Raw genomic sequence first — 13,882 nt, forward strand, 5'->3', positions numbered from 1 at the left:
TTCATTACATATGGAAATGCAACAATTTTACTACGATAATAAAATCGTTAAAAAATTCCTTTACGCTACCATACTTTGGGGTGTGGTTGGGATGCTAGTAGGGCTCATTTTAGCCTTCATGTTTTTATTCCCAAACATGACCGACGGTATTTCGTGGCTAAGTTTTGGACGTTTAAGACCACTACACACTAACGCTGTTATTTTCGCATTTGTTGGAAATGCGATTTTTGCTGGTGTTTATTACTCCTTGCAACGCTTGCTTAAAGCGAGAATGTTTAGTGATTTCTTAAGTAATTTTAATTTTTGGGCTTGGCAATTATTAATTGTTGGTGCCGCAATAACCTTACCTCTTGGTATCACAACATCTAAAGAGTATGCCGAATTAGAATGGCCATTTGATATTGCTATTGCTTTAATATGGGTCGCCTTTGGTGTGAACATGATTGGTACCATCCTAAAACGTCGCCAACGTCATTTGTATGTGGCCATTTGGTTTTATCTCGCCACATTTGTAACCGTTGCAGTACTCCATATTTTTAACAGTTTAGAACTTCCTGTAAGTGCATTAAAGAGTTACTCGGTTTACGCTGGTGTTCAAGATGCTTTAGTGCAATGGTGGTATGGTCATAATGCGGTTGCATTCTTCTTAACCACACCATTCTTAGGTTTAATGTATTACTTTGTACCTAAGGCCGCGAACCGTCCTGTTTACTCCTATAGACTATCCATAGTACACTTCTGGTCATTGATCTTTATTTATATCTGGGCTGGACCACACCACTTACTTTATACAGCACTACCTGAATGGGCACAGCATTTAGGTGTAGCATTCTCAGTAATGCTTATTGCACCGTCTTGGGGTGGTATGATTAATGGTCTATTAACCTTAAGAGGTGCTTGGGATAAAGTACGAACAGATCCTGTATTAAAATTTATGGTTGTTGCAATTACCGGTTATGGTATGGCAACATTTGAAGGTCCGATGCTGTCACTTAAAAATGTGAATGCGATTGCACACTTTACAGATTGGATTATCGCGCACGTTCACGTTGGCGCCTTAGCGTGGAACGGATTCTTAGCCTTTGGTATGATCTATTGGTTAATCCCACGATTATTCAAAACGAAACTACATTCTGTTGGCTTAGCAAACCTCCACTTCTGGGTAGGTACATTAGGTATTATCCTTTATGCACTTCCAATGTATGTGGCTGGATTTACACAAGCGAGTATGTGGAAACAATTTAATCCAGATGGTACTCTAGTATACGGTAACTTTTTAGAAACTGTAACTGAAATCATCCCTATGTATTGGATGCGTGCTATAGGTGGTACACTTTACATCGCTGGTATGTTAATCCTCGTTTACAATGTTATTATCACTGTAGTAAGATCTGGTAATAAAGTTACTGACGAATTAGCTGAGGCACCTGCTCTTAAACGCGTATCTAAAGGACGTGTGGCTGGTGAAGGATGGCACACTTGGTTAGAGCGTAAGCCAGTTCTTTTAACGATTTATGCTACAATTGCCATTTTAATTGGTGGTGTTGTTCAGATTGTGCCAACCATTGTTGTTAAGTCTAATATTCCTACGATAAGTAGTGTAAAACCATATACACCTCTAGAATTAGAAGGTAGAGACCTTTATATTAGAGAAGGTTGTGTGGGTTGTCACTCGCAGATGGTAAGACCATTTAGAAGTGAGGTAGAACGTTATGGAGGCGAGTATTCTAAGGCTGGTGAATTTGTATACGACCATCCATTCTTATGGGGAAGTAAACGTACAGGTCCAGACTTACACCGAGTTGGGGGCAAGTATTCTGACAACTGGCACTTTAATCATATGTACGATCCACAAAGCACATCCAGTGGCTCTATAATGCCGGCTTATCAATGGCTGATTAGAAACGAGCTTGACAAATCCATGACTGAAAAGAAAATGGAAGCGATGGTGAGTTTAGGTGTTCCATATACTGAGGAAGAAATTGCCAATGCGCAACAAGCCATGTTAGAGCAAGGCACTCAGATTGAAAAGAACCTCTACGCAGATCCTGATTTTGTAAAAGCCTATGAAGCTGACAAAGCATCTGCTGGTGCAGACTTTGTAGAAATGCGTAACAGAGAAATCGTCGCTATGATTGCATATCTGCAACGCTTAGGAACCGATATTAAGGTTAAAGATATTATTAATCAAACCGCTCAAAACTAATCTGTCATGCTAAAATTTGTAAAAAACCATATGGAAAGTATCGCAGGTATAGAGATATACCCGATTATTTCACTCCTTATATTCTTCATCTTCTTTGTAGTCTTATTCTATTGGGTATTTACTGCAAAAAAAGAATACATCAAGACTGTTAGTCAATTACCATTAGAAAACCATCAAAACGATACGATATTATGAGACATTTAATCCCATCATACATAAGAGTTCCTGTTGTGTTCTTCACAATTGTAGGACTTGTAGAATATTTTGTAGAATCTGGTGATCAACCGGCTTTTATGGAGCAACCTGTAATCATGTTATTCCTTTTATTGGTACTTCTTATTCTAGTGGCTATTGAAGGTATTGTAGGCTCAATGGATAATATCTTGTATCAAAGTTTAGATGAAGAAGCCAAAGCGAGATACCATGCCAAAAAAGAGGCACCTTCTAATTTGGTCATTTGGATCAAAGAGACCTATATAAAACTACTCGGTTCTAAACCAATCGAAGAAGAAGGTGAAATTATTTTAGATCATAATTACGATGGTATTAAGGAGCTCGATAACAACTTACCACCTTGGTGGCTATATGGCTTCTATGCGACAATAATCTTTGGTGTTATTTATATGGTGCGCTATCATATTTTTAATGCTGATGATCAGTTTGCAGAATATGAAATTGAGTATGCAGAAGCACAGCGTGCCATAGAAGAATACAAAAGAACCGCCAAAAATTTGGTAGACATTAATACGGTTGAAGTATTAACCGAAGCCTCTGATTTAAATGCTGGCCAAAAAATATTTGAAACCAACTGTGTTGTTTGTCATATGGCAGATGGTGGTGGCGGTATCGGACCAAACCTTACGGACAACTATTGGATCTTAGGTGGTGGTATTAAAAATATATTTAAGACAGTTTCCGAAGGTGGTAGAGATGGTAAGGGTATGGTAGCCTGGAAACAGAGTTTAAAGCCATTAGAAATCGCTCAGGTTTCAAGTTACTTATTGCAATTTCAAGGTACAACACCAGCAAATCCTAAGGATGCCGAAGGTGACATCTGGATAGACGAAAATGCTGACACTTCTGGAGAGGAATCGGGAGCAACAGAAGAAGAAGAAGCACCTGAAGAAGTAGCAGAAACTATAGAAACCTCAACTGTAGCTTCAAACAATTAATAACGGTTAAGTGTACTGCGATGGAGACACCATCAAATGAAGTATTTAGAGATTCTATCGCTACCATAAATGAGGAGGGTAAGCGCAGTTGGATTTTTCCAAAAAAACCGTCTGGACCATTATATGAGAAGCGTAAGGTTGTAAGCTACTTTTTATTAGCGTTTTTATTTCTGTCGCCTTTCATTAAAGTAAATGGAAATCAATTTCTAATGTTTAATGTATTAGAAAGACGATTCAATATTTTCGGATTTCCATTTTGGCCTCAAGACTTCCACTTGTTTGTAGTCTCCATGATCATTGGTGTCATCTTTATTACACTTTTCACCGTTGGATTTGGAAGGATTTTCTGCGGTTGGATTTGCCCACAAACCATTTTTATGGAAATGGTGTTTCGACGCATTGAATATTGGATTGATGGTGATCGCAATAAGCAAATGCGCTTAGACCGTCAAAAGTGGGATGCAGAAAAAATCAGAAAGCGATTAATCAAGTGGTTCATCTTTTTGATCATATCATTTTTGATCTCAAACATTTTCTTGGCCTATTTAATTGGTAGTGATAAACTGTTACGCTATGTAAAAGAAGGTCCGAGTGAACATCTAGGAACCTTGATCCCATTAGCAATATTTACAGGTGTGTTTTACTTTATATTTGCCTGGTTTAGAGAACAAGTGTGCATCATTGCTTGTCCATATGGACGTCTACAAGGCGTACTTCTCGATACAAAATCTATTGTTGTTGCTTATGACCACAAGCGTGGCGAAGGCGAAAATGGCAGAAAGAAGTTTAGAAAAAATGAAGATCGCCAAGCACTTGGCCATGGTGACTGTATTGATTGTTTTCAATGTGTGCATGTTTGTCCAACAGGTATTGACATTAGAAACGGAACCCAATTAGAATGCGTCAACTGTACGGCTTGTATCGATGAATGCGATACCATAATGGAAAAGATTAATCTACCAAAAGGATTAATCCGTTATGCAAGTGAGGAAAACATAGAAAAGAAGACACCATTTAAGTTAACAGCACGCATGAAAGGCTATATCGCTGTGCTGGTGATATTAATTGGAGTTTTACTTGGCATGCTAGCCTTAAGAAATGATGTTGAAGCACGTGTACTGAGATTACCAGGCCAACTTTATGAGCACAAGGAAAATAACATAATTAGCAATGTATTCACGTATAAGTTGGTGAATAAAACAAGTGAAACCATAGAAGATGTAAGCTTTAAATTAAGAGGTATCGACGGCACTATAAAATTAGTGTCAGCAACTGGTGAAGTTACCGTAGATGCGCAAGGCTTAGCTGAAGGCACTATGTTTATTGAAATGAAACAAAGTGCAATTGGTGGCGATAAAAAGAAAATAAGAATCGATGTATATAGTGGCGAGCAACTTATTGAAACAACAACCGTAAGTTTCTTAGGACCACGAAGCTTTAATTAAAATATTATGAAAATTAACTGGGGAACAGCAATTGTAATTGCATTTATCGGATTTATAGGATTTATAATGTATTTCGTAGTGAATATGAGTGCTAATGATAAATACGATCACGACTTGGTCGTCGAAGATTACTACAAGCAAGAGCTCGAATTTCAAACTGACATTGACAAGGAAAAAAATGCTTGGGAGCTCACGACTAATGTCAGCTGGAATAAAACTGAAGATGGCATTGTAATTACATTCCCAGAAGATTTAAATATTGAGGCAATAAAAGGAAAAGTGTTCCTGTATAGACCATCTAATAAACAATTAGATTTTGAAACTCCAATTTCATTATCTAACCACAATTTGCTCATACCTGACAACCGTTTGTTAGATGGTCGTTGGAACATTAAGATCGATTGGACCTACGATAGTAAACCTTACCTCTACAAAACTGAAATAAATTATTAGACATGCTTTTATCTGCACTTATATTGGGTTTATTAGGAAGCTTGCATTGCGTTGGTATGTGTGGTCCTATTGCCTTTATGTTACCAGTAGATAGATCCAATTCGATTACAAAGGTTAGCCAAATTAGTGTGTACCATCTGGGTCGTTTATTGGCCTACAGCCTTATTGGGCTTGTATTTGGACTTGTAGGTAAAAGCCTGTATATCTTTGGAATGCAACAGCAACTATCTATTGCCATTGGTATTTTAATGATTATTGTTGTGCTCATTCCATATCAAACCTTCAGTAAGTATAACCTTTCTAAGCCTCTACATAGACTCATCTCAAAGGTAAAATCTAATCTAGGTAAGGCCTTGCAGAAGAAATCTGCGGACACCTTTTTAACCATTGGATTTTTAAATGGATTCTTGCCTTGTGGTTTAGTTTACATGGCCGTTTTTGGATCTGTTGCCACCGCAAACCTCCTTGAAGGTGCAACCTACATGATCTTATTTGGTATAGGTACAATTCCATTAATGACCTCAGCTATTTATTTAGGGAAGTTTTTAAACAGCACCGTAAAACAACGTATCCAAAAAGCAATTCCTGTTTTTGTGGTGATCATTGGTGTTCTTTTCATCTTACGAGGATTAGGCCTAGGCATTCCATACATCTCTCCTGCTCCAGTTGTTGAAATGGCAACGAGCGCTATAGAATGTCATTAAATTCAGTAATCTTTTAGAAATCTACACATAAAAAACGCCAGAGAATTGCTTCTCTGGCGTTTACTTGACATTTTAACAATACTAACTAATAAACATCAAGAAACTATATTTTAAAAGTCATTACAGGCAATGTACTATGGTTAGCAATATCCTCAGAAATGCTACCTTCAAAGAAATGCGCTAGTCCTTTTCTTCCGTGGGTTGCAACGGCAATTAAATCTGCTCCAATATCATTTGCAAAATTTAGAATTCCTTTTTCTATAGAGTAGTCTGAAACGATATTTACATCTTTAAGGTTTTCTAAGTCACCATCAGCCTTTTTCAAAAACAAGGACACCTTTTTATCAATTTCAGAAGTACTTTTAAAATTACCATCTGGAGAATTCACATAGACCAAATGCATCTTTGCTCCTAATTTTTTAAACGTGGTTTTGGCATTTAAATAAGGCTTAATGGCATCATCAGAAAAATCACTGGCAAACACCCCTTTTTCAAAATCTAATAAGATTGGACTGTGCTTTATAACCAAGACTGGCACATCTGAATGCCGTACCACTTTCTCTGTGTTAGAACCTACCAATACTTCCTTAACACCACTAGCACCATGAGATCCCATGACAATAAGATTAGCTTCATGCTTGTTAGCAACATCGTTCACCTCACTAAACACTTTAAAGTGCTTAACGATGGGTGTAATTTTAAGGTCCTCTAAGTAGGGTTTATTCAGAAAGGCTTCAAACTTCTGTTCGGCCAGTTTTAAATAAAAAACGGCTTCTTCATTAATAGCAGTACCATTGGTTGTTAAAATAGCGTTCGATAACTCCAACATATGTAATACGATGAGCTCTGAGCCATATTTATGCGCCAAATTGGCTGCCGCTTCGAGAGCAAATTCCGATTGCTCTGAAAAATCTATGGGTACTATGATGCGTTTCATTTTTTCTCTTTTTAAATAGTCATTGAAAATAATTGGGTATCTGGCTTTTTACGTTGTAAGTGCAAATCAAAAGCCATACATATATTTCTAATAAAAGGTTGCCCTTTCTTAGTTACTTTAATTTGTTTTCTTTCGAACTCCAACAATCCATCAAGCTCAAATTCTTTTAGCTTAATAAGTACTTCTGGCAGTTCTTTAAATAGCATTTTAGTATCTAACCAGGAGGTTTTAAAATGACACATTAAGTTTAAAATGTGCTGTCTTAGGATAAGATCTTCTTCATTGAGAATATGCCCTCTGTATACAGGAATAATGCCCTCATTAACCAAATGATAATATTCTTCTATGGACTTTACGTTTTGGGCAAACCCATACCAACTGTCACTAATTGAGGAGACACCAAGGCCTATCATAGCTTTGGTTTTGGATGCGGTATAACCCATAAAATTTCTATGGAGGGTTTCCGATTGCATGGCTTTGAAAAGGGTATCCGTTTTAAGCGCAAAATGGTCCATACCAATTTCGAAATAGCCGGTCTGCTCTAATAATGCTTTTCCGGTTTCGTATTGCTGTCTCTTAGATTCGCCACTAGGTAAATCTTCGTCCTTAAAACCTCGTTGTCCATTACCTTTAATCCAAGGCACATGCGCATAACTGTAAAATGCTATTCGGTCTGGCATTAATTCACGTGTCTTGCTTATCGTTTCCACAACATCAGCTTCTGTCTGAAAGGGTAATCCAAAAATGATATCATGTCCAACAGACGTATAACCAATAGCTCGCGCCATTTCTGTAGCTCGCTTTACATTTTCAAAAGGCTGTACTCGGTTTATGGCTTTCTGTATTTTGGGATTATAGTCTTGCACACCATAACTGACACGTCTAAATCCAAGATCATATAACACTTGTAGGTGTGCGCTCGTCGTATTATTAGGATGCCCTTCAAAACTAAATTCATAATTATGTGCTACCTCAACAGGTCTCAATATTTCGGTAATTAACCAGCTTAAATTTTCTGGTGAAAAGAAAGTGGGTGTGCCACCTCCAAGGTGTAACTCTTTTATCTTAAGTTTTGTTCCAAGCTGTTTTCTATAGAGCTCCCACTCTTTAATAACGGCTTTTATATAAGGTACCTCAACCTCATGCCGTTTGGTAATCCGTTTATGACAACCACAAAAGGTGCAAAGGCTTTCACAAAAAGGTAAGTGGATATAAAGGCTTATGCCTTCATCAGAATTACTTTCATTAACGGATTTAAACAAGGAGTCCATCCAGGCCTTACCAGAAAAGGAATCAACATCCCAATATGGGACTGTTGGATAACTCGTATAGCGAGGACCCGCCACATTATATTTATTTACTAAGGATATGCACATAAGTATTCAATCTATATCAAAATTACTGGTAAGGATGTTTAAAAAATATGATATTTGTCATGTATACCCTTAGAATTGAGCGCTATGCTAAAATCCGATCCTTTTGAAGTTTCTTTGGCCGATAAGCAAAGTGTAATTCTACCTGCTCAGTATATTGAACCATTTATTAAAGACAATCATAAAAGGGTCAAAGTAAGGGCCTCGTTTGAAGGTAAATCTCTTGCCTTTCATGCACATTTGAAGTACGAAAAAACAGGACTACATCGTATTTATTTTAGTAAGACCAAACAGAATGAACTTGGTGTTTTCACTAATGATTATTTCACGATTGAAATTTTTGAAGACACCTCCAAATACGGTGTAGAGATGTCGGAAGAATTGGAAGCCGTTTTACTCAGTGATCATGAGGCGTTCACCATTTTTGAAGGACTAACACCTGGCAAACAACGTAGCATAATCTATGCGATTTCTCGATATAAATCACCGCAAACACGTGTAGACAAGGCGCTTTTGCTTTGTAATAATTTAAAGCGCGGTGTAAAAGACCCTAAACTTTGGTTAAAGAAATAATACCAGCTTGGTTTAATACCTTTTCTTGCTTAACTTTACTTACAACTTAAAATAACCAGCATGAAACACATAAAACTTATTGTATTAGCACTAACATTAGTTGTATTTACAGCTTGTAAGGAAGAAAAAAAAGAGACCGATGAACAAGTCGAAACCATTGAGGATGTAGAGGAAGTTAAAATTTCTATCGCACCATTATCGGAGTCACCAGCTTATGCGGACGCTTCTCTTATTTTAGACACGCCAAATGAAATGTCATTACCTGTCGGTGAAGCAGATTTTAATTTTGGTTTAGAGAATTATGAACTAGGTGCTCAGACTGATAGTCCTAATGCTCAAAAATTAGCAAATTCAGGTAAAGGCCAACATATTCATTTTATTTTGAATAATATGCCGTATTCTGCACATTATGAGCCGAATATTAAAAAAGAAGTACCTGCAGGTGTTCATCACCTTGTGGCATTTTTAAGTCGTTCTTACCATGAGTCCGTAAAGAATGATAATTCGGTTGTAGTAAGAAAACTTGTAGTTGGAGACGATGCAGAAGATACAATTGGTTTAGATATGGAAGCACCAACCTTAATATACAGTCGTCCAAAAGGCACTTATGTTGGTAAGGATGCAGAACAAATATTACTAGACTTTTTTGTTCTGAATACAGAGTTATCCGAAGATGGCAATAAGGTTATTGCCACTATCAATGGAGAAGCATTTACTATTTCGTCTTGGGAACCACATGTTGTTTCTGGGTTACCAATGGGCGAAGTGACCATTAATCTAAAACTGGTAGATGCCAATGGAGAAGTTATTCCAGGGCCTTTCAATACTGTTGAGCGCACCGTTCAACTAAAAGCTGAATAATACTTTTAAATACCATAAAAAAAGGCCATCAATTTTTGATGGCTTTTTTTATTTTATCTTTAAGGTAATAGCCATTTATATTGAGAGTAATTCAATTCATATTAGTTTTAATCTGTTTGACGATCACTTGTTGCAAAACACATACCAACGACATTGTTGGTAAGTATACTTTGAAAATTGAAAACTCTAAAAGTCTTTCTTCTGGTGAACTAGAGATTGTAGGTGAAGAGGGAGATTACTTTGGAAAACTCATTTTAAACGGAAAAAGAAAGAGGATGTTTGAAGTAGGCCTTGCATATAGAACTGAGGATTCGCTCAGTTTTATTCTCCCTGGCAATGGTGGTTATTTAAGGTTAAAAAAAAGAGACGCTCTATGGAAAGGTTCTTTTAAATACTTTGGAATTACAGCAGATCTCACTGCTAATAGAATTGCAGAACCATCTAAAGACCTTATGGCTCTTGTTACATTAAAGCCAATTGGTCGAGGTATAATTTCAACCTTCAAAGAGGAATCTTTTCCTTCCTACGACAACAAAAATCAAATTTTATATTTTACACGAGACCAAGATATCCTATCCAGTAAATTTGATAATGGAAAATGGAGTACTCCCAACATATTAGATATCAATGCGGACTTTACAAACAATGCACCTTCAATTAGTGCAGATGGTAATACATTACTTTTTACTTCTAATCACCCTTTAGATTCAAGTTCGTTTAAAAAGAAGAACATTTGGTCTGCAAAATATAAAGAAGGCAAATGGTCTAAACCTCGACCTTTTCCATACCCTATAAACATTGATAGTTTAGGTGATTATCACCAAAGTATTTCTGCCATGGGCAATATATATTTCGTATCCTATAATAGAACAAATGGATTTGGTCGCTCTGATATTTATAAAGCTTCAAAAACCTCAGTTGATAGTTATGAGGTTAATAATCTTGGTGATTCCATTAATACAGATTTAAGTGAAGCTGATGTCTTTATAGATTCTCAAGAACGTTATCTAATATTTGCTTCGACGGGTCGTGATGATTCCTATGGTGCAGATGATATATATATTAGTCATAATACAAATGGCCGATGGACAAAGCCAATAAACTTGGGCCCAAAAGTAAATTCCTTTGCTTACGAATATGGCGCCTGGGTAGATCATAAAAATGGCTATCTATACTTTAATAGTTATCGGAGAGGCACTTCTGATATCTACAGAATTAAACTCTCTGAATTAGAACTGTTTAATTAAATCCAATTTCTTTTCCTAACTTAGAGAGGTAATCCCTGAAAATGCTTTAACGCCGTTAATCTACATGACAATGAGTATCAGTCATGAAAAATTATATTTTAATCATTGTTCTGTCTTTGTTTAGTGTTTTATCGTGTAATAATGATATTTCAAAAAAACAATCTGAGGCGGACTTCATATTCGATAAAATCAATTATTACAACTATCCCCTTTCTCAAAATGATGCTCCTATTAAATACAGATTATCATATAACTATGACAACCTTAAACCCTATCGGTGGTTAGAATTAGACTCCACAGGTAAGGTGATGATAGATTATATATACGAATATGACGAAAATTGGATTCAAACTGGAGCAAAATACCGAGAGGACGGCGAAGCAGAGTTTGATATTGAAGTCGTTACCTTTAAAAACGATAGTACACGTGTAACGGAGTGGTTAGATTCTATTGGAAATGTCTATTACACAATGGTAGACGACCTCAACAAATTTAACAAAACCTACAGAGCCACATTTATTGGTAACAAAACACACGGTTACGATTCTACATTCTATACCGAAGAGGGATTTGAAAAACGTATTTTCTTCACCAATGTTAACGGCAAAGTTTATAACGATCGTTTTTTTGACTACGACTCTGTTAATAAAAATAAGGATTGGGTAGTACGAAGAAAAATTATGAACGATACCATTAGAGAATTTCAAAAGCGTGAACTTTATTATCAATTAAATGCTATTCCAGTAAGTGGTAAATTTTATGAAGGGTATATCTCAACTGCAGAATGGTCTGAAAATGTATTTAATTTTACTAAAGATAATACCTTCATGTTTTTCACAAGAACAACAAACTGGATAAATCAGACACCATACCTCTCCGAATTAAAGAACGGCATCTATACACAACCAAGGCAAATTACCGAACTTGGAGCTATCTATAATGGGGCCATCTCTCCTTCAGGAGAACAAATCATATTCTGCACAAGAGAAGATGAGGTTTTAACAATTTATTTGGCTACCAAAGAAGATAATCAATGGACAAAATTTATTGATTTATCCAAATCATCCGGCATAAATGGTGGGTATTTCCATTGGATAAATGAATCCAATTTATGTTTTCAATCTGAAGATAACAATGGAGACCTTGTAATCGCTGAATTAAATGATAATAAACTAAAAATTGTAAATAAATTAGAGAAACTAAACACCTTAAATGCCACTGAATTCAGTCCATACATAGCTCCTAATCAGTCCTATTTACTTTTTACGAGATACCTAGAAGGTGACAAAAACAATCAAGGCTTTTTTATAAGTAATAATGAAGGCACTAGTAAAAATCCAAAGTGGAGCACACCACGCAAAATAGATAACCTACCCTATGGATGGAATGCTTCTCTTGGTCCATTTGGAAAAAACTTTATGTATACAAATGGTGATGATATTCTTGTTTTACCAATCTCAGAACTAAATCTAAATTAATTACAAAAACTAACTTCTCAATTTTATGTTCAAATCATTTATTCTTATCACATTCTTATTCGTTTTAAATCTTCAAGCACAGGAAACTAACAAAATACTTTTCAAAAATCTTGAAGGCTATTGGGAAGGCGGTTTCATTAAGAATAACAGCTTTCAAAAATTTGAAGTAAAGTTTTACAAGGATGAAGATGGCACAAAATCGCTTCAAATTATTGAAGAATGGCATCCACAATTTGGCGAATTCGTTATACCTGTTGAAATAGATTCGCTCCATCAAATCAAGTTTAATACAGGCTTGGGTAAAGCCATTTTGAAATTAGATGACAAATCTCTAGAGCTTAATGGTGGTATTGACAAAAGTTCGCCAACGGTTTATGTTCATCTCAAAAAAATTCCTTCGCCTCCTGCTCCTAATTATACAGTTGAAGAAATTACTGTACAAAATGATGAGATCTCACTTTATGGCCATCTACATCAACCTATGGACAAGAGTAATAAAACGGCTATTATTATTGTTGGTGGTCGCAGTTGTTATGCTGGTAGTACAAAATATGATCTTTATGCCAAGCTACTACGACAATATGGTATTTCAGTGCTCGTATTTAATAAACGTGGAACAGGAAAATCTACTGGAGATTGCTCACTAGCTACTATAGACGATTTAGCAAATGATGTTATTGCTTGCAAAAACTATTTAGCTCAACATGCTAATAACTATGAAAATATTGGTGTGATAGGTAGCAGTGCTGGTGGCTGGGTTATTACAAAGGCAGAAGAATCAACGGATTTTGATTTTATGATAAGTATTGTTGGACCTTCAACTTCGGTTTACGAACAACAGATGCAATCAATGGAGTATGGCTTGGACGTTTATAAACTGCCAGAAACAGCTAGAGCAGATCTTGTGGAATATACCAATATGATGTTTAAAGCAAAGGCCAATAAAACCAGCTATAATAGATTCAAGGAATTACTAGAAAATGCCAAAAGAGATGGATGGAACGAACTCCTTGATGACACAGATGTCCCACCTGATGCTGATGGTATTGACAACTTATGGGTAAGACGCCATAATTATGACCCAAATGCATCATTATCATCATTCAGCAAACCCCTCTTAGCCATCTATGGTGAAATTGACTGGATTGTGCCGTATAAAGAAAATGTAGAACGGCTAAGGCAACAGTTTAGTGGTGAAAGAAGCAATCTCTTAAATATTACTATTGCTCATGATGCTGAACATGGAACAGAAACAAAAGGAAAATACGTCACACTCAATGACAACCATTCCTATTGGCGCTTCTTTAGAATATCACCTAGTGTGCAAGTTTCTATTATTGACTTCTTATTAAAGTACAGTTTTATAACGCTTTAAGTTAGATTATGAGATTTGGATTAGTCTTTCAAAGATTTGGACAAATTCTTAATGCCTA

Annotated in this window: 13 protein-coding genes; 11 read left to right on the plus strand and 2 right to left on the minus strand. The window is 36.2% G+C overall.

Annotated elements, in window-relative coordinates; translation table 11 throughout:
* Positions 1–10 precede the first annotated feature (10 nt).
* Genes ccoN through ACRHOC_RS10735 form a run of 6 tightly spaced genes read left to right on the plus strand, consistent with a single transcriptional unit; the run spans position 11 to position 5,980 of the window.
* A complete protein-coding gene (gene ccoN / locus ACRHOC_RS10710) occupies positions 11–2,206 on the plus strand; it encodes a cytochrome-c oxidase, cbb3-type subunit I (protein WP_431158632.1) in 2,196 nt (731 codons plus the stop codon).
* Between the two features lie 6 nt (positions 2,207–2,212).
* Complete coding sequence (locus ACRHOC_RS10715) at positions 2,213–2,401, plus strand: CcoQ/FixQ family Cbb3-type cytochrome c oxidase assembly chaperone (RefSeq protein ID WP_431158633.1); 189 nt, start codon at positions 2,213–2,215, stop codon at positions 2,399–2,401.
* Positions 2,398–3,378 carry a cbb3-type cytochrome c oxidase N-terminal domain-containing protein gene (locus ACRHOC_RS10720; protein ID WP_431158634.1) on the plus strand — a complete coding sequence of 327 codons (981 nt, stop codon included), beginning with the start codon at positions 2,398–2,400 and terminating at the stop codon, positions 3,376–3,378. Before ACRHOC_RS10715 ends, ACRHOC_RS10720 begins: the two co-directional genes overlap by 4 nt.
* Before the next feature lie 20 nt (positions 3,379–3,398).
* Positions 3,399–4,823, plus strand: a complete 1,425-nt coding sequence (ccoG, locus tag ACRHOC_RS10725) for a cytochrome c oxidase accessory protein CcoG (RefSeq protein WP_431158635.1) — start codon at positions 3,399–3,401, stop codon at positions 4,821–4,823.
* Positions 4,824–4,829: 6 nt separating this feature from the next.
* Positions 4,830–5,276 (plus strand): FixH family protein, encoded by a 447-nt coding sequence (locus ACRHOC_RS10730; protein WP_431158636.1) that lies wholly within the window; start codon positions 4,830–4,832, stop codon positions 5,274–5,276.
* Between the two features lie 2 nt (positions 5,277–5,278).
* The gene (locus tag ACRHOC_RS10735; protein WP_431158637.1) at positions 5,279–5,980 is read left to right on the plus strand and encodes a sulfite exporter TauE/SafE family protein; all 702 of its coding nucleotides are present in this window, start codon (positions 5,279–5,281) and stop codon (positions 5,978–5,980) included.
* A 103-nt stretch (positions 5,981–6,083) separates the two neighbouring features.
* Here ACRHOC_RS10735 and ACRHOC_RS10740 read toward each other — a convergent pair whose 3' ends face one another.
* Both ACRHOC_RS10740 and hemN read right to left on the minus strand, forming a co-directional pair.
* Positions 6,084–6,917, minus strand: coding sequence for a universal stress protein (locus tag ACRHOC_RS10740; RefSeq protein ID WP_431158638.1), 834 nt, complete (start codon positions 6,915–6,917; stop codon positions 6,084–6,086).
* A gap of 11 nt (positions 6,918–6,928) precedes the next feature.
* Positions 6,929–8,293, minus strand: a complete 1,365-nt coding sequence (gene hemN, locus ACRHOC_RS10745; RefSeq protein ID WP_431158639.1) for an oxygen-independent coproporphyrinogen III oxidase — start codon at positions 8,291–8,293, stop codon at positions 6,929–6,931.
* 84 nt (positions 8,294–8,377) lie between these two features.
* On the opposite strand from hemN, the gene ACRHOC_RS10750 reads away from it, so the two are divergent.
* The 5 genes from ACRHOC_RS10750 to ACRHOC_RS10770 all read left to right on the plus strand — a co-directional run bounded on the left by ACRHOC_RS10750 (position 8,378) and on the right by ACRHOC_RS10770 (position 13,824).
* On the plus strand, positions 8,378–8,863 hold the full coding sequence (locus tag ACRHOC_RS10750) for a YdeI/OmpD-associated family protein (RefSeq protein WP_431158640.1): 486 nt from the start codon (positions 8,378–8,380) through the stop codon (positions 8,861–8,863).
* Between the two features lie 60 nt (positions 8,864–8,923).
* Positions 8,924–9,724, plus strand: a complete 801-nt coding sequence (locus tag ACRHOC_RS10755; RefSeq protein WP_431158641.1) for a hypothetical protein — start codon at positions 8,924–8,926, stop codon at positions 9,722–9,724.
* A 170-nt stretch (positions 9,725–9,894) separates the two neighbouring features.
* Positions 9,895–10,971, plus strand: coding sequence for a hypothetical protein (locus ACRHOC_RS10760; RefSeq protein WP_431158642.1), 1,077 nt, complete (start codon positions 9,895–9,897; stop codon positions 10,969–10,971).
* An 83-nt stretch (positions 10,972–11,054) separates the two neighbouring features.
* The gene (locus tag ACRHOC_RS10765; protein ID WP_431158643.1) at positions 11,055–12,449 is read left to right on the plus strand and encodes a hypothetical protein; all 1,395 of its coding nucleotides are present in this window, start codon (positions 11,055–11,057) and stop codon (positions 12,447–12,449) included.
* A gap of 25 nt (positions 12,450–12,474) precedes the next feature.
* Positions 12,475–13,824, plus strand: a complete 1,350-nt coding sequence (locus ACRHOC_RS10770; RefSeq protein ID WP_431158644.1) for an alpha/beta hydrolase family protein — start codon at positions 12,475–12,477, stop codon at positions 13,822–13,824.
* Positions 13,825–13,882: the final 58 nt, after the last annotated feature.

Origin of the sequence: Winogradskyella poriferorum (assembly GCF_050618035.1) — a bacterium.
Lineage (GTDB): Bacteria > Bacteroidota > Bacteroidia > Flavobacteriales > Flavobacteriaceae > Winogradskyella > Winogradskyella poriferorum_A.

What these genes read in the sequence shown, in the direction of transcription:
- ccoN (WP_431158632.1), top strand. Translation starts at nt 11, where the DNA reads ATGGAAATGCAACAATTTTACTACGATAATAAAATCGTTAAAAAATTC.
- ACRHOC_RS10715 (WP_431158633.1), top strand. Translation starts at nt 2,213, where the DNA reads ATGCTAAAATTTGTAAAAAACCATATGGAAAGTATCGCAGGTATAGAG.
- ACRHOC_RS10720 (WP_431158634.1), top strand. Translation starts at nt 2,398, where the DNA reads ATGAGACATTTAATCCCATCATACATAAGAGTTCCTGTTGTGTTCTTC.
- ccoG (WP_431158635.1), top strand. Translation starts at nt 3,399, where the DNA reads ATGGAGACACCATCAAATGAAGTATTTAGAGATTCTATCGCTACCATA.
- ACRHOC_RS10730 (WP_431158636.1), top strand. Translation starts at nt 4,830, where the DNA reads ATGAAAATTAACTGGGGAACAGCAATTGTAATTGCATTTATCGGATTT.
- ACRHOC_RS10735 (WP_431158637.1), top strand. Translation starts at nt 5,279, where the DNA reads ATGCTTTTATCTGCACTTATATTGGGTTTATTAGGAAGCTTGCATTGC.
- ACRHOC_RS10740 (WP_431158638.1), bottom strand. Translation starts at nt 6,917, where the DNA reads ATGAAACGCATCATAGTACCCATAGATTTTTCAGAGCAATCGGAATTT.
- hemN (WP_431158639.1), bottom strand. Translation starts at nt 8,293, where the DNA reads ATGTGCATATCCTTAGTAAATAAATATAATGTGGCGGGTCCTCGCTAT.
- ACRHOC_RS10750 (WP_431158640.1), top strand. Translation starts at nt 8,378, where the DNA reads ATGCTAAAATCCGATCCTTTTGAAGTTTCTTTGGCCGATAAGCAAAGT.
- ACRHOC_RS10755 (WP_431158641.1), top strand. Translation starts at nt 8,924, where the DNA reads ATGAAACACATAAAACTTATTGTATTAGCACTAACATTAGTTGTATTT.
- ACRHOC_RS10765 (WP_431158643.1), top strand. Translation starts at nt 11,055, where the DNA reads ATGAAAAATTATATTTTAATCATTGTTCTGTCTTTGTTTAGTGTTTTA.
- ACRHOC_RS10770 (WP_431158644.1), top strand. Translation starts at nt 12,475, where the DNA reads ATGTTCAAATCATTTATTCTTATCACATTCTTATTCGTTTTAAATCTT.